We start from the raw sequence: 22,442 nt of genomic DNA on the forward strand, positions 1-22,442 counted from the left end.
CCTGGGGGCATGGGACGCTCTCCTTTCACTCTAGCCGCGGCAGTGACCGCCGCACTGCCCGGGGCGGAGGTCACGGGTGCGCGCAGTCTGAGCGCGGATGGCGAGGGGCGATTCGACTCCGCCGTCGCCTCGCTGGCCGACGGTCGCGAGCTCGCGATACGCGTCGCGGACGACGACGAGACGGCGCGTGAACTCGCCGCCGAGGCGATCGCGCTCCGTGCGCTCACCGACGGGGCCCGTGCCATGCTGCCGTTCCGCGTGCCCGCCTACATCGGCGAGACGCGCATCGGCGACGGACGCGCACTCGTGACCGAGCTTCTGCCCGGCTTTCAGATCGAGGCCCCCCTGGTACCGCCGGGACGCGGAGCCGCGCAGTCGATGGGCGCATCGATCGCCGCCGTGCACGGCCTGCCCACCTCGGTCGTCCGCGGGGCGGGACTCGCCACGCGCACCGCGGAGGAGAGCCGCGCCGAACTGGAGCGTCTGGTCGACACCGCCGCCGCCACCGGCCGGGTTCCTGCACGTCTCACCGTGCGCTGGCGCGACGCCGTCGCCGACGACTCCCTGTGGCGCTTCGAATCCACCGTGGTTCTCGGGGGTGTGCAGTCGACCTCGTTCCTGTTCGAGGACGACCCGGAGCTCGGCCCCGAGGTCGTCGGCCTCCTCGGCTGGCACGGGCTCTCGGTCGGAGACCCCGCGCTCGACCTCTCCTGGCTCTCGGCAGCACCCGACGCCGCCGCCGACGTGCACGCCGCCTATGCCGGTGCGATCGACCGTGCACCCGACGCCGGCCTCGAGGTGCGCGCTCGCCTGCTCGCCGAGCTCGAGTTCGCCCGCTGGCTGGTGCACGGCGACTCCATGCACCGACCGGACATCGTCGACGACGCCGCCGCGCTGCTCGACGCTCTCGCCGAAGGCCTGCGCACAGACGATCTCAGCATCATCGACGCCCGCACCGCCGGCGTCGACTCCGCGCTGGATGCGCTCGACCGTGTGCCGAGGGGCGCTGTCACCGAGGTGGACACCTCCATGCACACGGATGCCTACAATCCCGAAGAGCTGTGGATCGAGGTTCCGGAGGAGTCCGACTCGGCGCAGACCGACACGGAATCGGTGGAGCCGGTGCGCACGGTCGGCACGGATCTGGATCACGATGACAGCGCCCACCGCACCGAGATGCTGAACGTCGAGACGGAAGACCTCTCCGAGGCGCGGAGCATCTTCGCAGGAACCCACAGCGCCGATGTCGGCGAGGCGACACGTCCCGCCGCGACGAACGCGGCGGCCGCGTACGACGAAGACGACTCGGACGAGGCTCAGCGCGCGGCGCGTGCGGCGCTCCAGCGCTGGAAGAGCTCCTCCTCCGAGTAGACCCGGTCGCCGCGGATGATCAGGTCGTCCGCGACGTAGTACAGCGCGACATTGATCTCGTCCAGGGGCACGTCGAAGCGTCGGTGGTATGCGAGACGGTAGAGCGCGAGCTGCAGCATCCGCTCCTCGCGCTCGGCCGCCGTCCGCGGAGCCTTGCCGGTCTTCCAGTCCACGATCTCGATGCGATCGCCGCGGTCTGCTCGCCGGTAGACGGCGTCGAGCTTGCAGATGACGATGTGGGACTCCCCCGCATCCGGCCCGGAGAGACCGGCGCCGAGGGCGAAGTCGATCTCGATCTCGACGGCGATCGGCTGCAGCCCGCCCCACTCGCTGCGCTCGAACGTCGCCTGCAGAACCGCGAGATCGGCGGCGTCGGCAGGTGCACTCGGCCCTTCGGCCGCCCCGGGGTCACCGTACGCGGGCAGTGGCGGGGCCTCGTCCTCGTCGAGCTCCCAGAGCGCCTCGTCCACACGGCTGCCGACGCCCACGAGCTCGGACCGCTGCTCCACCCAGGCGTGGAAGAGCGTGCCGAGACGGGTCTGCCGGTACGGCCGCTCCGGCATGGGCCTGACGATGGAGGACAGCGTGCCGGAGAAGTCGGTGACGTAGTCCTTGAACCGCGATGCCGGCACGCGCGTGGGCGCTTCGGCATCGGTGCCGCGCTGCCGGGCCGCACGCTCGGCCAACAGGCGGGCCAGCTCCACGGACGGTTCCGCCGTTCCGGCTCGGGCAGCATCCTCAACGGCCACGGCTGCGGCGGAGACGACTCCTCGTCGAGCCCCCAGCGGGTCGAGCGGCCAGCGCAGGGTGGCACCGGGGCCGTCATAGGGGTTGTCGTCGGGGTCGACCGCTTCGATGGGATCGAGACCCTGCACATCGATGGCCTCGACGAGATAGGGACTCGGCGTGCGCGGTGACTTCTGCCCTGCCCAGTGCGCACCGCTGAGGAGCAGATCGGTGCGCGCACGCGTGACCGCGACGTAGGCGAGACGCCGCTCCTCCTGCTGCTGATAGGCCCTGTAGGCATCCTTGAAGCGTTTGATCGCGCCGCCCTGCGGGTTCGCCTTCGTCGCACCGCCGGACAGCGATGCCTGCGCGAGTCTCTGCCTCTTGACGGGGTCTTTCTCGTCGCCCATCGCCTCGACCGGATCCCACTCGAATCGGGGAAGCGCGTCTCTGTCGCCGCGGAGAGCGAACGGGACAACCCCGAATCCGAACCAGCCGGAGGTGTCGGAGACCCGACTGGGGAGTTCGTCGACCACCAGCCGCACCACGGCGACGGCATCCCACTCCAGCCCCTTCGACCCGTGAATCGTCAGCAGCTGCACGACACCGGCCTCGGGCGGCTCCGGCCGCGGCATCAGCTCGTCGGTGCTCTCGGCCTTGTCGAGCCACGCCAGCAGGCTGCCGATGCTTCCCCGATCGTCCGCGGCCAAGAAGGCGCGGACCTCGTCTGCGAAGGCACGCAGTTGCGTCGCGGCGATGCGGGCGGGCCCTCTGGTCTCGTTGGCGGCCAGCTCGATGTCGAGGCGCAGCTCGAGTTCGATCAGGCGGATCAGCTCGGGGATCGGCTGCGAGGATGCGCGGCGGAGGCGCTCCAGCATCTCTCCCGCCGCGCGCACCCGAGCCCTGCCGTCGGGGGTGATCGCCTCGAGGAGCCGGTAGTCGTCGCGCACCGCCCGCACCACGTCGACCGCGTCGATGATCGACACCGCCTCATCGGCACCGCGCGAGGAGCGCAGCCGCACGCGCACCTCCTCGGGCAGCGGCGCCATCGCGGGATCGCGCTCCGACAGCGTGCGGCCGAGGTCGTAGAGCGCGGCCATGTCGGCCACTCCGACTCCGAAACGCGGTCCGGAGAGAAGGCGGATGAGCGCCGACCCCGCGGTGGGGTCGTGCACGACCCGGAGTGTGGAGACGACATCGACCACCTCCGGCGTCGCCAACAGTCCGCCGAGACCGAGGATGCGGTGCGGGATGCCCCGCGCCGCGAGCGCCGCGGCGAAGGTCTGCATGTGCCGCTTCGACCGGAACAGGATCGCTCCGGTGTGCGCCTTACCGCCCTGTGCCTCGCCGGCGTTGCGGGCTTCGTGTGCGGCCCGGCGCTCGGCGAACCACTCCGCGACGACCGACGCCTCCTCATCGACCGTGAACGGGAACTCCACCGTCACGGTGCCCTCTCCCGCGCCCGGACGCGGTTCCAGCGGCGGCACGTCGAGCCCCGGGCGCTGGAGCGGTTCGAGCACGCGGTTGGCGATCCCGAGGATGCCGCGGTCGTTGCGCCAGCTCGTCATGAGGCTGTAGGTCTGCGCCGCACCGGTGCGGGAGAACGTGCCGGAGAAGGCGTAGAGGTTGTCGGCACTGGCTCCCCGCCACCCGTAGATCGACTGGTGCGGGTCGCCGACGGCCATCACCGCGGTGTCGCGGAAGAGTTCCGCGAGGAACCGGGTCTGGATGACCGATGTGTCCTGATACTCGTCGAGCAGCACCACCCGGTGCTGCTCGCGGAGCTCGTCGCGGACGTCGGGAGCGGACTCGACGATGTCGTAGGCACCGCCCACCTGGTCGGCGAAGTCGAGCACGCCGCGGCGCTGCTTCTCGGCGATGTAGTCGCGCACGAGGCGCGACAGCGTCGGCAGACTGAGGAGGTTCACCGCCGCCTTCTCGACATCGCCGTTGCCGCGATACAGCTCGAAAGCGAGGGCCTGATCCCGCGCGATGCGCTCAGCGAGATCGAGGTCGACACGGTGGTCGAGGGCGTCACCGGCGAGCCTCTGCACGGCATCGATGACCGTGCCGAGCGCGAACTCGATGTTCTCCAGCTCGGGGAGGTCGCTGCGCAGCACGACTTCCCGTGCCAGCATCCAGGAGGCGGCCTGACTGAGCATCGCCACGTCGGGATCCCGCCCGATGCGTGCCGCATGTTCGCGCACGATGCCGTCGGCGAAGGCGTTGTATGTCGAGACACGGGGCCGGATCATCAGCTCTTCCGCGGCACGCGGGGTCGCCGGATCCCACCCGGTTCCCCGGTGCGCGGCGATCTCATCGAGCACGTGTGCGCGCACCAGCTCGCGCTGACGGCCGGGCGCAGCCTCCTCGACCCTGCGCAATGATCCGTCGGCCACGATCTCCGCGAGATACGGGAGCAGGCCGCGGCGACCGTACTCGTCGATGACCGCGAGACGATGGCCGATCCGCTCCGCGAGCTCGCCAGCGGCCTTGCGGGTGAAGGTGAGACCGAGGATCTCGTCGCGGCGCACGTGCCCGTTGGCGACGAGCCACACCACACGTCCTGACATCGTCTCGGTCTTGCCGCTGCCCGCACCCGCGACCACGAGAGCAGGCTCAGGCGGCGCCTCGATCACGCGTTGCTGGGCCGGCGTCGGCGATGGCTGCCCCAGTGCGGCGGCGATGTCGGTGGCCGAGATCCCCTCGCCACCCTGCTCCGCCCGGTTCCACCCCGTCACGAGCTCACCGCCGGCACCGTGTGGATACGGCACGGATGCACCCGACGCTGCGTGTCGGCGCAGTGCGACTCGACCTGAGCGGTGAAGCTCGACGCCGACATGCCGCGGGCCGCATCCGCGACGCGCAGCAGGAAGGCCGAGCGCGACTCGTCGTCCAACGTGTGCTGATGGGCGATGCGGTAGTCGCTCTTGGCAAGGGTCTTGGAGACGATCACGAGCCGTGCTCCCGCCAGTGACGACGGCGGCGCCCCCTCGACCAGCCCCTGCTGCACGGCGACCTGATAGGCGGCCAACTGCGCATGCGCGAGCACGCCCGAGTCGGATTCGGGATCGTTCTTGCCCGTCTTCAGATCCACCACGACCGTGGGCCCGTCCGGACCTCCCGACATCCGCTCCCAGCCGCGACCTCGCGCCGCGGGGTGCTCGCCCGCTCCGGGCGGGTAGGCCTCCACCCGGTCGATGTAGCCGTGGATGATCGCCTGATTCGCCCGGTCCTCCCCCACCTCGTGGACGGTGGGAACGGCGTCGTCGGCCGACTCCGCCACGTCGACGGCGAAGCGGAACTCGACCTCGCTGCCGATCACCCGCCCACCCTCGCGGCGCACATCACCCAGGTAGGTGTGCAGCCGATCCACGAGCAGGTCGGCGCGACGGCGCTCCTTGCGTCCGATCCACTCGGTCTCGAAATCGAGCTCCGGCCAGTGCTCGGCCACGATCGCGCGCATCTTCTCGAGATCTCCCTCGGGAACCCGCTCCATCGCCTCGTGCACGATCGTCCCTATGCCGGCTGTGGGCGGCATCACCGTGTCACCGCCGAGAGCCGAGACCACCCAGTTGAGACCGCATTCCTCATACGACTCCATCTTCGAGGGTGAGACCCGCGCCCCCGTGACGGCGAGATCGCGCAGCGGCGCCGCGGTCGAGGGAGGGGTCATCCCGTACCAGTCCGCCGGATCCGCCCCCGGCACGCCCTCACGCGCGAGAACGGCGAGCTGCGCCGCGGCGGCCCGCCGCACCGGCTCGGCTGACACCGTGGTGAGGGTGCGCCGGTGGCGGGCGACGAGTCCGCGCAATGTGAGCGGGTGCTCCGCCGACGCGTGCCGCTCCGGAGGTTCAGGGGCGGGCAGGAAGCCGAAGAACGGACTGGGCGTCAGGTCGTCGTCGTCCACCGCCGTGATCAGGAGACGGTCGCGCGCACGCGACACGGCGCGGACGAACAGCCGGAGCTCGTCGTGCAGCGCCGCACGTCGACGATCCAGGGCTCCCGGAGGCTCGATGAGGGTCCCCGTGCGCGCAGCCTGGATCGCGTCGGGCAGGCGCCAGGTCTGCAGCAGACCGCCGCGCAGACGCACGTTCGGCCAGATGCCGTCCTGCACACCGGCGACCACGACCGCGTCGAACTCCGTACCCAGAGCGGTGGCGGGGGTCAGCAGCGTGACCTTCCCCGGCCGGTCGGGTGTAGACAGCGAATCCTCGGGGACCTCGCTGTCGAGGATGTCCCGCACGAAGACCTCGGGCTTCTCGTTCGGTGTGCGCTCGACGAAACGCTTCGCCGCGTCGAACAGGGAGACCAGCGCATCGAGAGAACGGGCCGTCTCCGCCCCCGTCGGCAGCAACGAGATCTCACGCCAGGCGATCTGCAGACGCCTGCCGTCGACGGCCCTGGCCTGATCCCACACCCGCCAGAGCAGGTCATGGATCGTCTCTCCCGCCGCCGCGCCACGGGCCAGCGCTTCGATCACCAGCGCGAAACGCTCGGCCGTGCGCGACTCCGGGGCGTCGATGAGCGTGAGGTCCGCCGGATTCGCCATGGCCCGCCGCAGCAGCTCGCGCGCCGGCGTCGATCCCCCCTGTTCGAGTTCGACGTGGCGGAGTCGGGCACGCAGCCGCCGCAGGCCGATCGCGTCCATCCCTCCGAACGGGGTGCGCAGCGCCTCCTCGAGGGCTTCCGACGTGCGCTCCTGGACCGGGGTGAGCGCCAGGCGCACGATACCCACGATGTCGCGCACGATGCCCTCGCTGCCGAGCGGGCGTTGCACACCGGCCGCACGCGTCGGGATCTCCCTGGCGGCGAGTTCGGTCTCCAGCGTCGTCACCTGCCGCGTGTCGTGGGCGATGACCGCCATGCGATCCCACCGGATGCCGTCGGAGAGGTGCCACTCGCGCATCACTCCGGCTATGCGATCGAGTTCTTCGTAGGGAGACGGGGCCACGAACGTCGACACCCCGGCCTCGACCTCTTCGGCCGTCACGGGCACGGGGGCGCGCCGATGCTCGACCCGGCCCGACACACCGATCGCCTGGGTCACCGTGCGGGTGAGGGCGGTGAGCGCCGGACGCTGGCGGTGCGGCCCGTCGAGCACGTGCACCTCTCCCAGAACCCCGGCGAGCTGTGCGAACAGCTCGGGGCTTGCTCCGCGGAACGAGCCGGAGGAGATGTCGGGATCACCGAAGGCCAGCACGGCGATCCCCCGGCTGCGCAGGGCCTTCACGACGGCGATCCCCCCACGCGTGAGCTCCTGCGCGTCGTCGATGAGCACCACGCGCAGAGGCGCGAGCGGGCCGAGGGCGGCCGTCTCGGCCGTGTGCAGGATGGTGCTCGCCTCGCTCAGCAGGTCGGCGGCGTCACGGTGGGCCGACCGGAGCGCGTCGAGCACCGCGCGGTACTCCACGAGGAACTCCGCCGTCGCCGCCCACACCTCGTTGCCCGATGCTCGCAGCTCCGCGGCGTCGACACCGATCTCCGTGCACTCGGCGAGGAATGCGCGCAGCTCCGAGCGGAACCCCTTCGATGCCCGCACCGAAGGGCTCAGCGCATCCGGCCACGGGATGCGTCCGTCTTCCGCATCGCCGCTGAGCAGCTCGGCGATGATCCGGTCCTGGTCGGCACCCGTCAGCAGCGCCGGCGGCTCCGCTCCCTCTCTCACCATCGCTCCACGCACCAGCTGGAAGGCGAAGGAGCCGAGCGACCGAGCCAGTGGCCCGGGCGTCGCCTGGCCGATGCGCACGCCGATCCGGTCGCGCAGAGCGGTCGCCGCCTGACGGTTCGGCGTGAGCGCGAGCACCTGCTCCGGGCGGAGCGCCTCGGCATCGAGCAGGTGCACGATCCGGTCGATCAGGGTGCGCGTCTTACCAGTTCCCGGGGCGCCGATGATGACTCCGGATGCCGTCGGCTCCGCGGCGATCACAGCGCGCTGAGCAGTATCCGGTGTCATGCCTCCACGCTATCCGGACGCGCGGACATCGCCGTCCGCACCCGCCACGCTCACTCGCGTGACCGCGGCCCGTCCGCCTGTGCGCTCACGGCGAAACCGGGCGCCACCGCCGATCCCGCCCCGTGCTCGCGGGGTAGAGTTGGCGCAGTCCCCGAACTTCAAGGAGCACGCGTGGAAATCCGCATCGGCATCATCAACACCGGCCGTGAACTGAGCTTCGACACCGGCGCAAGCGCGGAAGAAGTCCGCACCCAGGTCGCCGCGGCGCTCGAGCAGAGCGCATCGCACGTGAGCTTCGCCGATGTGAAGGGCAACTCCTACATCGTCCCGACCGCGAACCTCGCCTACATCGAACTGGGCACCGAGGAATCGCGCCGCGTCGGCTTCGTCGCCTGACCCGACGATGTACATCCTCCTCGCACTCATCGGCGCGTGCGCTCTGGGAATCGCCGCGCACTTCCTGATCGGTGACCGTGAGCTGCGCGGAGTCGCACTGACTCCGTCGATCGCGACCGCCGTCTCGGCGATCACGTACACGGCCCTGCAGTGGGCGGGCGTCGGCGAGGACAGCATCTGGCTGTGGCTCGCGAGCGTGCTGGGAGCGCCCATCGTCGCGGCGCTGGCGACCGTGGCGCTCACCAGGCTCCGCAAGCGCTCCGACGCTCAGAACCGGGCAGCGCTCGGCATCTGACCCGCCGGGCTCCGCCTGCGAACGGACGGGACGGTTCGAGCGAATCGTCCGCTAGGACGCGAGTCCCATCGCGTCCATGCGCCGGGCGTGCGCGCCCATGAGCTCGGTGTACACGGGCTCGATGCGCTCCTCGTCGACGTCGAGGCGCTCCGGTCGCAGCGCGGAGCGGCACACGAGGATCGTGTCGCCGACCAGACGGCGGGCCCACATCGACAGGAGCGATCGCCACTCCTCGTCGCTCTCGATGGTCTCCTGGACGATGGCGACGATCTCGTGCCGAGCGTCGTCCTCACGGAGGATCTCCGCCACGCGGCGCCCGGTGTCCCCGTAGCTGGAGGCCAGCGCGAGGTAGAAGTCGTCGAGCATCCCGGCGGTGATGTACACCGCCAGCAGCGTCTCCCTGGGCCGCGCGCCGATGGTCTTGCGGCGGAAGGCGTCGAGGTTCTCCCGGAACGGGAGCATCAGCTGCGTCGGGTCGTCCCCGCGCTCGGCGATGAGGTCGACGATTCCTCGGTGCTTGGTCAGAGCGGCTCCGGCGGCGCGCGAGAGCGACTCCTTCTCGGAGAGCTCGGGCGTGGCCCGGATGAGGCGCGTCAGCGTCTCGAAGTAGCCCAGCTGCAGATAGGCGGCCTGACCGAGGAAGCGGTTGAGCTCGGGGGCGAGTTCGGCGAAGTCGATGCGCGTCGTATCCCCCTGATCGCCTCTGCTGCGCAGGGCCAGAGTGCGTCGCGGCGCGTCGTCGCGCTGCCAGAACCACTTAACCACGAGGTCGTCCTCCCGAGTCCACCACGTCGTTCACAATACTCGTGCCGGACCCACCTTCCTGGCCGATACCACCCCTCGGGTAGGCTGGGCGTGTCCCCGCCGTCGGAGCGGGGCCCCGCGCCTGTGGCACAAGAGACGGCGTGGATCCGTTAACGTGGCGATCCCACAGGGTCGCCGGACAGGCAATCTGAATAAAGTGACAACTTTCGCCGATCTCGGCATCGACCAGGACATCGTCGACGCACTCGCCGCCAAGGGCATCGTCGACGCGTTCCCCATCCAGGAGCAGACCATCCCCCTCGGCCTTCCCGGCCAGGACATCATCGGTCAGGCCAAGACGGGAACCGGCAAGACCTTCGGCTTCGGCATCCCCGTCGTCCAGCGCCTCGGCAAGGACCCGGAGCACGGGGTCAAGGCGCTCATCGTCGTCCCCACGCGCGAGCTCGCAGTGCAGGTGTACGAAGACATCGACCTGCTCACCAGCAACCGCTCGACCAGCGTCGTGGCGATCTACGGCGGCAAGGCCTACGAGGGGCAGATCGACCAGCTCAAGGCGGGCGCGCAGATCGTCGTCGGCACGCCGGGGCGACTGATCGACCTCGCGGGCCAGCGCCTGCTCGACCTCTCGAACGCGACCGAGGTCGTGCTGGACGAGGCCGACAAGATGCTCGACCTCGGCTTCCTCGCCGACATCGAGAAGATCTTCCAGAAGGTTCCGGCCGTCCGCCACACGCAGCTGTTCTCTGCGACCATGCCCGGCCCGATCGTGGCCCTCGCACGTCGCTTCATGACGAACCCGATCCACATCCGCGCGAGCGACCCCGACGAGGGTCTCACGCAGGCCAACATCAAGCACCTCGTGTACCGCGCGCACTCGATGGACAAGGACGAGGTCATCGCCCGCATCCTGCAGGCCGAGGGTCGCGGCAAGACCGTCATCTTCACGCGCACCAAGCGCGCGGCGCAGCGCCTCGTCGACGAGCTGGGCGACCGCGGCTTCAACGTCGGCGGTGTGCACGGCGACATGGGCCAGGACCAGCGTGAGCGTTCGATGGCCGCTTTCAAGGCGGGCAAGCGCGATGTCCTCGTGGCCACCGATGTGGCTGCCCGAGGCATCGACGTCGACGATGTGACGCACGTCATCAACCACACGATCCCCGACGAGGACAAGACCTACCTGCACCGCGCCGGCCGCACGGGCCGCGCGGGCAAGACCGGCATCGCCGTCACCTTCGTCGACTGGGAGGACCTGCACAAGTGGGCCCTGATCAACCGGGCGCTCGAGTTCGGCCAGCCGGAGCCCATCGAGACCTACTCGTCGAGCCCGCACCTGTACGAGGACCTCAACATCCCCCAGGGCACCAAGGGCCGACTGGTGTCGGCACCCAAGACCGAGTCCGTCAAGACCGAGCGCACCCGTCGCCCGGAGCGCGCGGCCGATGCTGCTGCCGAGGGCACCGACGAGAGCGGCACGCGCCGTCGCCGCCGCCGTCGCAACAGCACGACCCCGGTCGGATCGACGTTCACCGAGGGTGCAGCGGAGCCCGCATCGGGCGAGGGACATTCCGCGCCGTCAGCCGACCGCGGTGCCGAGGGCGCAGGAACGCATGACGGCGCCGGCAAGGAGCACCACGACGGCAAGCCGGCCCCGGCACGTCGTCGCCGCCGTCGCCGCGGCGGTTCCGGCGCAGGCGCAGCTCCCGTCACCGGAGCCTGAGCTTCGACCGAAAGGGCGCATGCGTCCGGTTCACACCGGCGTATGCGCCCTTTCCCGTGCGCGCGCGGCGCGGCGCGAGGTTCAGGGAACGCGCGGGGCGATGCCGGTGCCGCGCGCCAGGAGCCTGGCGACCATCTCATCGGCTGTGGTGTTCTCGCCGGGGCGGTTCGGCTTGCCGGTGCCGTGATAGTCACTGGAGCCGGTGACGATGAGGTCGTGCTTCGCGGCGATCTCGCGCAGCATCCTCTTGCCCGACTCCGTGTTCTCGCGATGCTCGATCTCGAACCCGCCGAGGCCGGCGTCGACGAGCCGCTCGATGAACGGCACCGGCATCATGCGGTCGCGGCCCGCCGTCACGGGGTGGGCGATGATCGCCACTCCCCCGGCCTCGGTGATCAAGCGCACCGCGGTGATCGGATCGGGCGCATAGTGCGGCTCGTAGTACCCCTCCCGCGGGTGCAGGATGCCGTCGAACGCCTCCGTCCGATCCCGCACGATCCCCCGCGCGACGAGAGCGTCGGCGATGTGAGGGCGCCCGACCGTCGCGTCGAGCGTCGTCTGCGCGACCACATCGTCCCAGTGCAGGTCGTAGTCGCGCCCGATGTTGCGCACGATGCGCTCGGCACGACCGATCCGGTCCCCCCTGATGCGATCCGTCTCGGCGCGCAGCGCCTCGTCCTGCGGATCGAAGAGATAGCCGAGCACGTGCACGCTGCGCCATTCGTGCTTCGCGGAGAGTTCCATCCCCGGGATGAACGTCATCCCGAGCGCGACGGCGGCATCTCCCGCCTCGGCCCATCCGGTGGAACGGTCATGATCGGTGAGCGCGAGCGTGCGCACCCCGTGCGCGTGCGCCTGCGCGACCACCTCGGCGGGCGACTCCGTGCCATCGGAATGGTTGGAGTGCAGGTGCAGGTCGGCGGGACCGGCGAACCCGTGGGACGAAGTGGCCATCCTCCGAGCGTACCGAGCGTCGCCCGGTGCAGGCGCCGAGGCGCACGGAGGCGGATGTCGAGGCAGGGACTTCACAGGCGGCGCTCCTAGGCTGGAGGGGATGTTTCGTCTCCTGGGGATCCTGTTCACCGTGCTGCTCGCGATCGCGACGGCGATCGTCGTGTGGCCGCAGTTCTTCCGTCTCGAGCAGACCTACCCGTTCGCACAGCTCGTGTCGGCGCGCGGCCTCGTGCTCGGCGGATTCCTCGTGGTCGCGGTCCTCGCGCTCCTGCTGCTGTTCGCCCGCCCGCTGCGTGGATTCGCCGCCTCCGTGCTGATCGTCGCCCTGCTCGGTGCCGGCGCGACGGCGGCCATCGGCGCCACCCGCGGCTTCGGCGGCTCCGACCTCCCGGAGAAGACCGAGGGCAGCATCAGGGTGCTCACCTGGAACACAGCGGGTGAAGCCGTACCCGCCGAGGTGATCGCGCAGCGGATCCTCGATCAGGGTGCCGATATCGTCGCCCTCCCGGAGACCACCGAGGCCGTCGGCGAGCGCATCGCGATCATGCTGCGGGAGCAGGGGCATCCGATGTGGGTGCACCACGTGCAGTTCCGCCCCGATGTGCAGGACGGTCCGCAGTCGTGGCAGACCACCGTGTTGGTCGCCCCCGACCTCGGGGAGTACTCCGTGATCGAGTCGGCGAAGGACGGCACGAGCAACACCGGCTCGGTGCCCAGCGTCGTGCTGATGCCGATCGACGGCTCCGGCCCCACCATCGTCGCCGTGCACGCGGTGGCCCCGCGCATGGAGGAGATGCAGCAGTGGCGCAGCGACCTCCAGTGGATCGCCGACCAGTGCCCCCAGGGCGACTTCATCCTGGCCGGTGACTTCAACGCGACGATCGACCACATGGCTCCGCTGGGCGTGGAAGGCGGCGACATCGGCTACTGCCGCGATGTCGCTTCCCGCACCGGCAACGGGCTCACCGGCACCTGGCCGAGTTCTCTGCCCGCGCTGGCGGGCGCGCCGATCGATCATGTGATGGCATCGCAGAACTGGTCTCCGACGGGATCCGTCGTGCTCGATGACGCCGGGGGGAGCGACCACCGCGCCCTGGTCGTGCAGCTGGAGCCCGCCGGCTGATTCCCGCGCCAGCCCGCCAGGTGACAGACTGGAGGGATGAGCACTGGAGAGCGCGACACGATCGCAGAGCCCACCGTCGAAGCGTCTGTCGAGAACGGCACCACCAACCGCAAGCAGCCCTTCCCCCAGGGCTTCCTCGACACCATCTCGACCGGTTGGGCCGAGCGTCCCGAGACGCTCCCCTCGCCGCGCGCACAGGCGCCGTACGCGGCGGTGCGGCGCGCAGCCGTCTCCGCGGCCTTCCCCGGCAAGCGTCTCGTGATCCCCGCCGGCTCGCTCAAGCAGCGCAGCAACGACACCGACTACGTCTTCCGCGCGCACTCGGCCTTCGCGCACCTCACCGGTTGGGCATCGGATGCCGAGCCCGATTCGGTGCTCGTCTTCGCCCCCACCGAGGGTGGTCACGACATAACGCTCTTCTTCCGTGAGCGCGCCGACCGCACGACGACGGAGTTCTACGCCGACGCCACGGTCGGAGAGTTCTGGATCGGTCCGCGCCCGTCCCTCGCCGGTGTCGCCGCCGACCTCGAGATCGCGACCGCGCACCTGGACCAGTTCGAAGCCGTCGAGGGCGAGCTCGTGCTCGACGAAGACGAGACCCTCACACGATTCGTGTCGGAGCTGCGCCTCGTCAAGGACGAGTTCGAGATCGCCGAGATGCGCCGTGCCGTCGAGATCACCGCGAAGGGCTTCGACGACATCATCCGCGAGCTTCCCGCGGCTACGGCGCATGCACGGGGCGAGCGTGTCGTCGAGGGCGTCTTCCACCGCCGTGCGCGTGAAGACGGCAACGGCGAGGGGTACGACACGATCGCCGCCTCCGGCCCGCACGCCTGCTACCTGCACTGGACGCGCAACGACGGCACCGTGGTCCCCGGCGATCTGATCCTGGTGGATGCGGGCGTCGAGGCCGACAGCCTGTACACCGCCGACATCACCCGCACGCTGCCCGTCTCCGGAACGTTCACCGAGGTGCAGCGACGGGTCTACGAGACCGTGCGCGAGGCCGCAGACGCCGCGTTCGCCGCCGCCCGGGTCGGAGTGCGCTTCCGCGACGTGCACGGCGCAGCCATGAAGGTCATCGCCGAGCGCACGGCCGAGTGGGGCCTGCTGCCCGTCACCGCCGAAGAGGCCCTGGACGCCGACAAGGGCGGCCAGCACCGTCGGTACATGGTGCACGGCACCTCGCACCACCTCGGCATCGACGTGCACGACTGCGCCCAGGCCCGTCGCGAGATGTACTACGACGGCATCCTCGCACCGGGCATGGTCTTCACGATCGAGCCCGGACTGTACTTCCAGATCGACGACCTCACGGTGCCGGCCGAACTCCGCGGCATCGGCGTGCGCATCGAGGACGACATCATGATGACCGAAGACGGCCCCGTGAACCTCTCGGCCGGCATCCCCCGCACCGCCGACGAGGTCGAGGCCTGGATCGCGCGACTGCAGAGCTGACGCCGATGCGCAAACAGGGGCGGGCTCGGCCGTTCTGACGATGCACGAGGCTGCGCACACGGTCGACCTCGCGCTCGCGCGCGAGTTGATCGCCGCGTCGTTCCCCGAACACGGCGATGCGGTGCTCCGCCCTGTCGCCACCATCGGGACGGTGAACACGATCGTCCGTGTCGGGAAGGATCTGGTCGCCCGCTTCCCTCTCCTCCCCGTCGCACGGGCGGAGGCGGAGGCGGAGGCCGCGTCGATGACCGCGCTCGCGGTGAGCAGCCCCTTCCCGGCACCGCTGCCTCGCGGCGTGGCCGACGGCAGCGCAGCCTTCCCCTCGGCCTGGTCGCTGCAGACCTGGCTCACCGGCGAGACCGCCGGCTCCACCGCGCAAGCGGCATCCGCGTCGCTGGCGGAGGACCTGGTGACGCTGATCCGGGGGCTGCGGGCGACCGAGGTCGAGGATCGGGTCTTCGACGGCCGTGGCCGCGGAGGTACTCTCACCGACCATGACGGATGGGTGGCCGAGTGCCTGCACAGGAGCGGGCATCTTCTCGACACCGACCGCGCCACCCGACTCTGGACGGCGCTGCGTTCCCTGCCATCGGACGGCCCGGACGTGATGAGTCATCGTGACCTCACGCCGTTCAATCTTCTGGTCCGTGAAGCCGACGGCGTCACCCGACTGGTGGGGGTTCTCGACGGCGGCGGCTTCGGGCCCGCCGATCGGGCGCTCGACCTCGTCAGCGCCTGGCATCTGTTCGACGCTCCCGCCCGCGCGGTGCTGCGCGACGGAGTGGGGGTGAGCGACACCGAGTGGCTGCGAGGCGCGGCGTGGGCCTTCCAGCAGGCGATCGGGCTCGGCTGGTACTACGAGCAGTCGAATCCCCCGATGAGCACGCTGGGGCTCACGACGCTGCGGCGCCTGCTCGACGACCAGGAGCTGGCGACGCTGGATCGGTGACGTCGGCGCGGTGACGTGCTCAGCGATCGATGAACTCGGCGACGATCGGCGCGAGCGACGCCCCGATCTCTGCCGCGGGGCGCTTGTGCCCCTTGACCTCGAAGGTGTGGCCGGCACCCTCGACCCAGACCACGCGCGCATCCTGGCAGCTCGCGACGGCCTCCTCGAACTGGGCGATCGGCTGGATGAACGGATCGTTCGTCCCCTCGACGAACAGCTGCGGCACCGTGATGCCCGGCAGATGCTCGATGCGCGGCTTCTCCGGCCGCCCCGGCGGATGCAGCGGATAGCCGAGGTAGGCGAGCCCGTCGACGAGCATGCCCTCGGCGACCGCCATCGACGCCATGCGTCCCCCATACGACTTCCCGGTCGCCCACAGGCTCGCTGAGGGGGCGGACTCTCGGGCGAAGGCTGCGACGGCGTTCCAGGTGGCGATCGCGTGCGCGGCAGGTCCCGGCATCCGTCGTCCCTGCTCCACGTACGGGAAGTTGAAACGCAGGGTCGAGAAGCCGCTCGCACCGAGCGCGTCGACGTAGCCCGTGAGGAACGGGTGGTCCTTGCCGGTACCCGCGCCGTGCGCGACGATCACCGTCGCCCCGTTGTCACCGGGGGTCCAGTCTGCGGAGACGACAGTGGGACCGTTCGAGAGTTCGACCGGGATCTGGACCATCAGACGGAGAGTGCGCAGATCGCCGTCATGCCCGCTCGCCCTGGATGCCGTCCGCATCGGGGGCGGCATCGGGCTCGACCGGCGTCACCGTCGACGCAGCGGCAGTCCCGGCTTCCGGCGTCGCACCGGATTCCGGTTCGGCGACGGGCTCGGCCACCGGGTCGGCGGGACGCGGCGGAATGACGGGCTCTTCGGGAGAGGGAGAGGGAGCGGTCGCACCGGGCGTGATCCGCTCACCGTAACGCGGCGGCTCATCGAGGTTGACCGGGGGGCGCACCGGGGCGACCTTGTTGGCGCCGAGCACCTGGCGGGCCTTGCCCAGCGATGTGGACAGGACCGTGACCTCGTAGTGGTCGGCCGCGAACTGCGTGACGCTCGCGAAGTCACGACGACGACGGACGATCGCGTACGTGACGAGGCTCAGGAGCATGCCGACCGCGACGCCGATGAGGACGAAGCCCAGGAAGAGCTGGATCGGAACCTCGGGGTTGCCCAGCACGAGGATGGCGGCGAGGAACAGGCCGATCAGCACGCCGTTGATCGCTCCGGAGCGCGCGGCGGCCGCGTAGCCGAGCTTGCCGGTCACACGCTCCACGGTGCGCACGCTCTGTCCGACGATGGCGATGTCGCGTGCGGGCACCTCCCCGGCGATCAGCTTCGAGACCGTCTTCTGCGCGCTCTCGTAGTCGCGCATCGACGCGACGATCTCGCCGGTGTCTGTGCCGCTCGCGGGCCGGTTCAGCATGCTCATCCGGCTATTCTTCCACGCGCACCGTCGGACGGCCCGAGGCGCGACCATCCCGCCGGAGACCTGAGCCGCCGACTACTCTGGAGAAGTGAGCACACAACGGGTTTTCGCCGCGCGCCTCGCCGGGTGCGCCGTCTTCGATCCCGTCGGCGACCGGCTCGGCAAGGTCCGGGATGTCGTCGTCGTGTACCGAAGTACCGCGGCGCCCCGCGTCATCGGTCTGGTCGTGGAGATCCCGGGACGCCGACAGGTGTTCCTCTCCATCGGACGCGTCACCTCGATCCGCGCCGGCCAGGTCATCAGCACGGGTCTGATCAACGTGCGACGGTTCTCTCCGCGCGCCGGCGAGGTGCGGGTGCTCGCCGAGATGCTCGGGCGACGCGTGAGCTTCGTCGACGGCAGCGGCACCGCGGTGATCGAAGACATCGCGATCGAGCCGAACCGCCTCGGCGAATGGGCGATCAGCCAGCTGTTCCTCCGCCGCCCGAAGACCAGCGCCTCCCCGTTCGCGAAGGGACCGACGACTTTCGCGGGGTGGAGCGAGGTCACCGAGCAGCGTGCGCCCGGCGAGTCGCAGTCGGCCGAGCAGCTCGTCGCCTCGTACTCCGAGCTGCACGCCGCCGACCTCGCCAACACGCTCCTCGACCTTCCGCAGCAGCGCATGATCGAGGTCGCCGAGGAGCTGTCGGACGACCGCCTCGCCGACGCCCTCGAGGAGATGCCGGAAGACGAGCAGGTGCACATCCTCGACCGGCTGGGCGACGAGCGCGCGGCCGACATCCTCGACCAGATGGAACCGGACGATGCGGCCGACCTTCTGGCCCAGCTGGCCCCGGACCGTCTCGAGCAGCTCCTCGAGCTCATGGAGCCGGAGGAGGCCGAGGACGTCAGGATGCTGCTGCGGTACGGACCCGACACCGCCGGCGGTCTGATGACCCCCGAACCGATCATCCTGTCGGCCGATGCCACCGTCGCCGAAGCACTGGCCCTGATCCGCCGCCATGAGCTGCACCCCGCGCTGGCCGCCGCGGTGTTCGTGACGCTCCCGCCGTTCGAGACCCCCACCGGGCGCCTGCTCGGGCTCGTGCACTTCCAGCGGATGCTGCGCTACCCGCCGCACGAGCGGCTCGGCGCGATCCTCGACGACAGCCTCGAGCCCGTACCCGTCACCGCATCCGCCGCCGAGGTGGCGCGACTGCTGGCGAGCTACGACCTCGTCTCGCTCCCGGTGATCGATGCGGCGCACCGCCTCGTCGGAGCGATCAGCATCGACGACGTGCTGGACTACCTGCTCCCGGACGACTGGCGCTCGCACGACAGCGACGACAGCTCCCCCGCGAAGGAGATGCGCTGATGGCCCGGTCCCCGCGCCTCGACGCACCGGGCCGCACCACCACCCGCCCCAGGGCGACCTCTCGCGACCGCTTCGGGCGCTTCACCGAGTGGGTCGCTCGTGCGATGGGTACGCCGGCCTTCCTGCTGATCCTCAGCCTCTTCTGCGTGGTCTGGATCCTCTGGAACACGTTGATGCCCGACGAGCTGCGCTTCGACGACGCCGCCCTCGGATTCACGGCGTTGACTCTCATGCTCTCCCTGCAGGCCTCGTACGCCGCACCGCTCATCCTGCTCGCGCAGAACCGCCAGGACGACCGCGACCGGGTGCAGATCGAGCAGGACCGGCAGCGTGCCGAGCGCAACCTCGCCGACACCGAGTACCTCGCCCGAGAGATCGTCGCGCTGCGGATGTCGCTCGAAGAGCGCAACTCGCAGTCCGTCACCCGCGACGTGCTCAGGCAGGAGCTCAAGGCACTTCTCGCCGAGCTCGAAGACGCGCCGGACAAGACCCGACCCGGCACCGCCTCATGACGGCGGCCGAGCGCGTCCGATCGGCCGTCGCCGCCGTGACGGATCCGGAGCTGCGCCGACCCATCGGCGAACTCGACATGGTCCGCGAGATCTCCGTCGACGGCGAACGCGCCCGCGTCGGTATCGTGCTGACGATCGTCGGGTGCCCCGCGGCGGCCAGGATCGAAGCCGACGTGCGCGGTGCGGCCGCATCCGTTCCCGGCATCGCCGAGGTCGAGGTCGAGGTCGGCGTGATGACGCCGGCCGAGCGCAAGGCGCTCACCGAGAAGCTCCGCGCGGGCAGACCCGCACGACACATGCCGTTCGGCCCCGACTCGCTCACCCGTGTGATCCTCGTCTCCAGCGGCAAGGGCGGCGTCGGCAAGTCGACGGTCACGGCCAACCTCGCCGTCGCCCTCGCCGATCAGGGACTGTCCGTCGGCCTCGTCGATGCGGATGTGCACGGGTTCTCGATCCCCGGGCTCCTCGGCATCCCGGCGGGTACCCAGCCGACCCGCATCGACGACCTGATGCTCCCCCCGGTCGCGCATGGCGTGAAGACGATCTCGATCGGGATGTTCCTCCGCGACGGCGAGTCCGTGGTGGCGTGGCGCGGACCGATGCTGCACCGCACGGTGTCGCAATTTCTCACCGACGTCTTCTTCGGGGATCTCGATGTGCTCCTGATCGACATGCCGCCGGGAACGGGCGACATCGCGATCTCGATCGGCCAGCTCCTCCCCCATGCGGAGGTGCTCGTCGTGACCACCCCGCAGACCGCCGCGGCCGAGGTCGCCATCCGCAGCGGCCTCGTCGCGCGTCAGACCGGTCAGCGCGTGATCGGAGTGATCGAGAACATGGCGGCGTACACGCTCCCCGACGGCACCCTGATCGACCTGTTCGGCTCCGGCGGGGGCGCGGCCGTCGCCGAGGCGCTCTCCGAGCCGGGAGCGACGGTCCCGCTGCTCGCCTCGATCCCCCTCAGCCCCGCTCTGCGTCAGGGCGGAGACGCGGGAGAGCCGATCGTCGGCGGCGGGACGACCGATGCCGCGGCCTCGACGATCCGCGACCTCGCGGCCACCCTCGCCCGGCAGGGCAGGGGCCTCTCCGGTCGATCGCTGCCGATGTCGATCGGCTGAGCGCGTGGGAGGATGAACGAGTGTCCCCACGCTCCCTGACCGTCGACGAGAGCCTGCTGCGACGGATGGCGCGCGACGCCGCCATCTATTCGCTGACCCGCCCGTCCGCCCTCGTGATGTGGTTCGCCCTCGCCGGTGCGCTGGTGCTCAGCATCCTCAATCTCAGCGCCCCCGTGTCACCGGGGGAAGAAGCCCCGTTCGCCGCGGGCTGGATGCCTGTGATCATCGCCGGGCTCGCAGGCTTCGCCGTCTTCATGTCCATCTCGGGCGCCCGAACGGCCGTGCGGATCGCGATGCCGGTGGAGCAGGTGGTGTGGGTGGCCCTCGAAGACGACAGGCTGCAGATGGGCAGCGGTCGCCGTCGATCCGACATCGACTACCGCACGTTCCAGAAGATGCACGTGGGCAAGGACGCCGTGCTGCTGAAGCTGCGTGACGCCTCGGTCGCCACCGCGATCCCCCGCGCCCTGCTCACGGACGACGACATCGCGACGCTCCGCTCCAAGATCTCCTAGCTCTCCCAGACCTCAGGCGACGACCTCCGAGGCTCAGGGCCGTCAGCGCGACGACGCCGGACGACCAGGCGACGGATCAGGATGACGCCGGGGACGAGCACGACGATCAGCGGGCAAGCCACCGCGCCGAAGGCCAGGAGCGAACCGACGGCGAAGTCGCTGCCTCCGTTGCGACCGAGACCGACGGACCCGCGTCCGAAGGTGTCACCGGCGACCAGGAATTCACCGTCGTAGGTGTCCAGCGCGTCGACGCAGGTCACGGTGTGGATGCCGGCCTCGACCGAGGTGAACTGCGCGCTCTGCGCGAAGCCCGGCCGGGGCGTCATCCACCACAGCGTGTCGTCCCAGGTGAGCGACGGCGCGCCCGACAGCGGCAGTCCGACGCCATCCGGGCCGACCACCGCGCACTCCATCGTGCCCAGCGCGGCCGAGATCCCGTTGCCCCAGATGCCACCCCGCTCACCGGAATCGAGCCCCACCTCCGCGGAGCGCCCGAGCGGTGACGGAGCCGCGTCATCGACGGAGGCCGCGACCGGCAGCACCCAGAGGGTCCAGATCAGGACCGACACGCACGCGCACAGCGCGGCGAGCCAGAAGGCCACGGCGTCGCGATCGGCGAGCCGCCCTCGGGTCACGTGGCTTCAGGGTCGAAAGGCGGGCGATTGGTCGCGCTGAACTCCTGCGGAGCCACACGCGTGGGGGCGACGGTTCCGGCGATCGGCTCCGCGATCGTCTCGCGCGCCTGCATGGGAGTCGCGGGCTGAGGTTCCTCCATCAGCGCGTCGCGGATGATCCGGCGGGGGTCGTACTGACGAGGGTCGAGCTTGCGCCAATCGACGTCATCGATCTCGGGCCCCATCTCCTCACGCACCCTCGTCTTGGTCGCGCGCAGGTACTCTCCGGCCTTGCGAACCATGCGGGAGAAGCTCTCCGCCGCCCGCGGCAGACGTTCGGGGCCGATGATCAGGACCGCGATGAGGCCGATCAGCAGCAGCTTCTCGAAAGTGAGCCCGAACGTCATCTCTACAGGCTACCGCCGCGCCTGCGGTCCCCGCACTCGCCGACCGAATACGCTGGAGAGGTTCACCGGGCAGGCAGGGAGAAACAGGCCATGAGCGAGTATGACGCGAACGCGCGTTTTCTGCGCGAGTCCATCGTGGAACCCGACGCCATCACCCGCGCCCGCGCACATGCGGTCGAGCTGGGAGCGATGCCGATCAGCGCGGCCGTCGGCTCGCAGATCGCCGTGCTCGCCGCGGCGACCGGCGCCCGTTCCATCGTCGAGATCGGCACCGGAGCCGGCGTCTCCGGACTCTGGCTGCTGCGTGGAGCCCCGCAGGCCGTGCTCACCTCGATCGACAACGAGCCGGAGCATCTCGCCGCGGCACGGCAGGCCTTCGCCGATGCGAAGATCCCGTCCACACGAGCCCGTTTCATCACTGGGCGAGCGATCGATGTGCTCCCCCGCATGAACGAGAACTCCTACGACATCGTGCTGGTGGACGCCGACCCCGAGCACGTCATCGAATACGTCGAGCACGGTCTGCGTCTCGCACGTACCGGGGGGCTCGTCCTCGTGCCCCGGGTGCTCGCAGGCGGCCGCGTCGCCGACCCCGTGCAGCGCGACGAGATCACCTCCGCCTACCGGTCCCTCGTGCAGGAGACGCAGGAGTCCTCGGCCGTCCTGGCCACGCTCTCCCCCGCCGGCGAAGGACTACTGCAGCTGATCAGCCTCGCAGAGCGCGACTGACGCACGAACCTCGCGGGGCACAGGCACCGTTCGCAGACGAAAAGGGCGGTGGATCCGAGGATCCA

Annotated in this window: 20 protein-coding genes; 12 read left to right on the forward strand and 8 right to left on the reverse strand. The window is 70.3% G+C overall.

Annotated elements, in window-relative coordinates; genetic code table 11:
- Positions 1–9 precede the first annotated feature (9 nt).
- Positions 10–1,371 carry a hypothetical protein gene (locus ASC55_RS05005; protein ID WP_235563094.1) on the forward strand — a complete coding sequence of 454 codons (1,362 nt, stop codon included), beginning with the start codon at positions 10–12 and terminating at the stop codon, positions 1,369–1,371.
- Here ASC55_RS05005 and ASC55_RS05010 read toward each other — a convergent pair.
- A complete protein-coding gene (locus tag ASC55_RS05010) occupies positions 1,317–4,838 on the reverse strand; it encodes an ATP-dependent DNA helicase (protein ID WP_082524333.1) in 3,522 nt (1,173 codons plus the stop codon). The genes ASC55_RS05005 and ASC55_RS05010 overlap by 55 nt on opposite strands.
- Entirely contained in the window at positions 4,835–8,053 is a 3,219-nt protein-coding gene (locus tag ASC55_RS05015; RefSeq protein WP_082524241.1) for an ATP-dependent helicase, read from the reverse strand. The genes ASC55_RS05010 and ASC55_RS05015 overlap by 4 nt, the downstream gene beginning before the upstream one ends.
- Positions 8,054–8,224: 171 nt before the next feature.
- On the opposite strand from ASC55_RS05015, the gene ASC55_RS05020 reads away from it, so the two are divergent.
- Together ASC55_RS05020 and ASC55_RS05025 are read left to right on the forward strand one after the other, a co-directional pair.
- Positions 8,225–8,449, forward strand: a complete 225-nt coding sequence (locus ASC55_RS05020; RefSeq protein ID WP_017828623.1) for a DUF3107 domain-containing protein — start codon at positions 8,225–8,227, stop codon at positions 8,447–8,449.
- Between the two features lie 7 nt (positions 8,450–8,456).
- Complete coding sequence (locus tag ASC55_RS05025; protein ID WP_017828624.1) at positions 8,457–8,744, forward strand: hypothetical protein; 288 nt, start codon at positions 8,457–8,459, stop codon at positions 8,742–8,744.
- Positions 8,745–8,795: 51 nt separating this feature from the next.
- Here ASC55_RS05025 and ASC55_RS05030 read toward each other — a convergent pair whose 3' ends face one another.
- Positions 8,796–9,509, reverse strand: coding sequence for a ferritin-like fold-containing protein (locus ASC55_RS05030; RefSeq protein ID WP_055873269.1), 714 nt, complete (start codon positions 9,507–9,509; stop codon positions 8,796–8,798).
- 196 nt (positions 9,510–9,705) lie between these two features.
- Here ASC55_RS05030 and ASC55_RS05035 point away from each other — a divergent pair, with 196 nt between their 5' ends.
- Complete coding sequence (locus tag ASC55_RS05035; RefSeq protein WP_055873273.1) at positions 9,706–11,226, forward strand: DEAD/DEAH box helicase; 1,521 nt, start codon at positions 9,706–9,708, stop codon at positions 11,224–11,226.
- Positions 11,227–11,307: 81 nt separating this feature from the next.
- Here the strand turns inward: ASC55_RS05035 and ASC55_RS05040 are convergent, their stop codons facing one another.
- The gene (locus tag ASC55_RS05040; protein ID WP_055873275.1) at positions 11,308–12,180 is read right to left on the reverse strand and encodes a PHP domain-containing protein; all 873 of its coding nucleotides are present in this window, start codon (positions 12,178–12,180) and stop codon (positions 11,308–11,310) included.
- A 100-nt stretch (positions 12,181–12,280) separates the two neighbouring features.
- Here ASC55_RS05040 and ASC55_RS05045 point away from each other — a divergent pair, with 100 nt between their 5' ends.
- Genes ASC55_RS05045 through ASC55_RS05055 form a run of 3 tightly spaced genes read left to right on the forward strand, consistent with a single transcriptional unit; the run spans position 12,281 to position 15,710 of the window.
- Entirely contained in the window at positions 12,281–13,303 is a 1,023-nt protein-coding gene (locus ASC55_RS05045) for an endonuclease/exonuclease/phosphatase family protein (RefSeq protein ID WP_055864385.1), read from the forward strand.
- A gap of 36 nt (positions 13,304–13,339) precedes the next feature.
- On the forward strand, positions 13,340–14,761 hold the full coding sequence (locus tag ASC55_RS05050) for an aminopeptidase P family protein (protein ID WP_055873278.1): 1,422 nt from the start codon (positions 13,340–13,342) through the stop codon (positions 14,759–14,761).
- Between the two features lie 40 nt (positions 14,762–14,801).
- A complete protein-coding gene (locus ASC55_RS05055) occupies positions 14,802–15,710 on the forward strand; it encodes a phosphotransferase (RefSeq protein WP_055873280.1) in 909 nt (302 codons plus the stop codon).
- Positions 15,711–15,729: 19 nt separating this feature from the next.
- Here ASC55_RS05055 and ASC55_RS05060 read toward each other — a convergent pair whose 3' ends face one another.
- Together ASC55_RS05060 and ASC55_RS05065 are read right to left on the reverse strand one after the other, a co-directional pair.
- Positions 15,730–16,380 (reverse strand): alpha/beta hydrolase family protein, encoded by a 651-nt coding sequence (locus tag ASC55_RS05060; protein ID WP_229778917.1) that lies wholly within the window; start codon positions 16,378–16,380, stop codon positions 15,730–15,732.
- Between the two features lie 25 nt (positions 16,381–16,405).
- On the reverse strand, positions 16,406–17,131 hold the full coding sequence (locus ASC55_RS05065) for a general stress protein (RefSeq protein ID WP_055873282.1): 726 nt from the start codon (positions 17,129–17,131) through the stop codon (positions 16,406–16,408).
- An 85-nt stretch (positions 17,132–17,216) separates the two neighbouring features.
- Here ASC55_RS05065 and ASC55_RS05070 point away from each other — a divergent pair, with 85 nt between their 5' ends.
- The 4 genes from ASC55_RS05070 to ASC55_RS05085 are packed head-to-tail and all read left to right on the forward strand — an operon-like array spanning position 17,217 to position 20,627.
- On the forward strand, positions 17,217–18,482 hold the full coding sequence (locus ASC55_RS05070; protein WP_017828633.1) for a magnesium transporter MgtE N-terminal domain-containing protein: 1,266 nt from the start codon (positions 17,217–17,219) through the stop codon (positions 18,480–18,482).
- The gene (locus ASC55_RS05075; RefSeq protein ID WP_055873284.1) at positions 18,482–18,994 is read left to right on the forward strand and encodes a DUF1003 domain-containing protein; all 513 of its coding nucleotides are present in this window, start codon (positions 18,482–18,484) and stop codon (positions 18,992–18,994) included. The genes ASC55_RS05070 and ASC55_RS05075 overlap by 1 nt, the downstream gene beginning before the upstream one ends.
- A complete protein-coding gene (locus tag ASC55_RS05080) occupies positions 18,991–20,112 on the forward strand; it encodes an Mrp/NBP35 family ATP-binding protein (protein ID WP_055873286.1) in 1,122 nt (373 codons plus the stop codon). Before ASC55_RS05075 ends, ASC55_RS05080 begins: the two co-directional genes overlap by 4 nt.
- 20 nt (positions 20,113–20,132) lie before the next feature.
- Complete coding sequence (locus tag ASC55_RS05085; protein WP_055873289.1) at positions 20,133–20,627, forward strand: YcxB family protein; 495 nt, start codon at positions 20,133–20,135, stop codon at positions 20,625–20,627.
- Here the strand turns inward: ASC55_RS05085 and ASC55_RS05090 are convergent.
- Complete coding sequence (locus tag ASC55_RS05090) at positions 20,624–21,262, reverse strand: hypothetical protein (RefSeq protein WP_055873292.1); 639 nt, start codon at positions 21,260–21,262, stop codon at positions 20,624–20,626. The two genes, ASC55_RS05085 and ASC55_RS05090, sit on opposite strands and share 4 nt — an antisense overlap.
- Entirely contained in the window at positions 21,259–21,648 is a 390-nt protein-coding gene (locus tag ASC55_RS05095) for a twin-arginine translocase TatA/TatE family subunit (RefSeq protein ID WP_055864411.1), read from the reverse strand. Before ASC55_RS05095 ends, ASC55_RS05090 begins: the two co-directional genes overlap by 4 nt.
- Positions 21,649–21,738: 90 nt before the next feature.
- On the opposite strand from ASC55_RS05095, the gene ASC55_RS05100 reads away from it, so the two are divergent.
- Positions 21,739–22,377: an O-methyltransferase gene (locus tag ASC55_RS05100; protein WP_055873296.1), complete on the forward strand. Its 639-nt coding sequence runs from the start codon at positions 21,739–21,741 to the stop codon at positions 22,375–22,377.
- The last annotated feature ends 65 nt before the right edge of the window (positions 22,378–22,442 follow it).

This window comes from Microbacterium sp. Root322 (assembly GCF_001425645.1).
GTDB lineage: Bacteria > Actinomycetota > Actinomycetes > Actinomycetales > Microbacteriaceae > Microbacterium > Microbacterium maritypicum.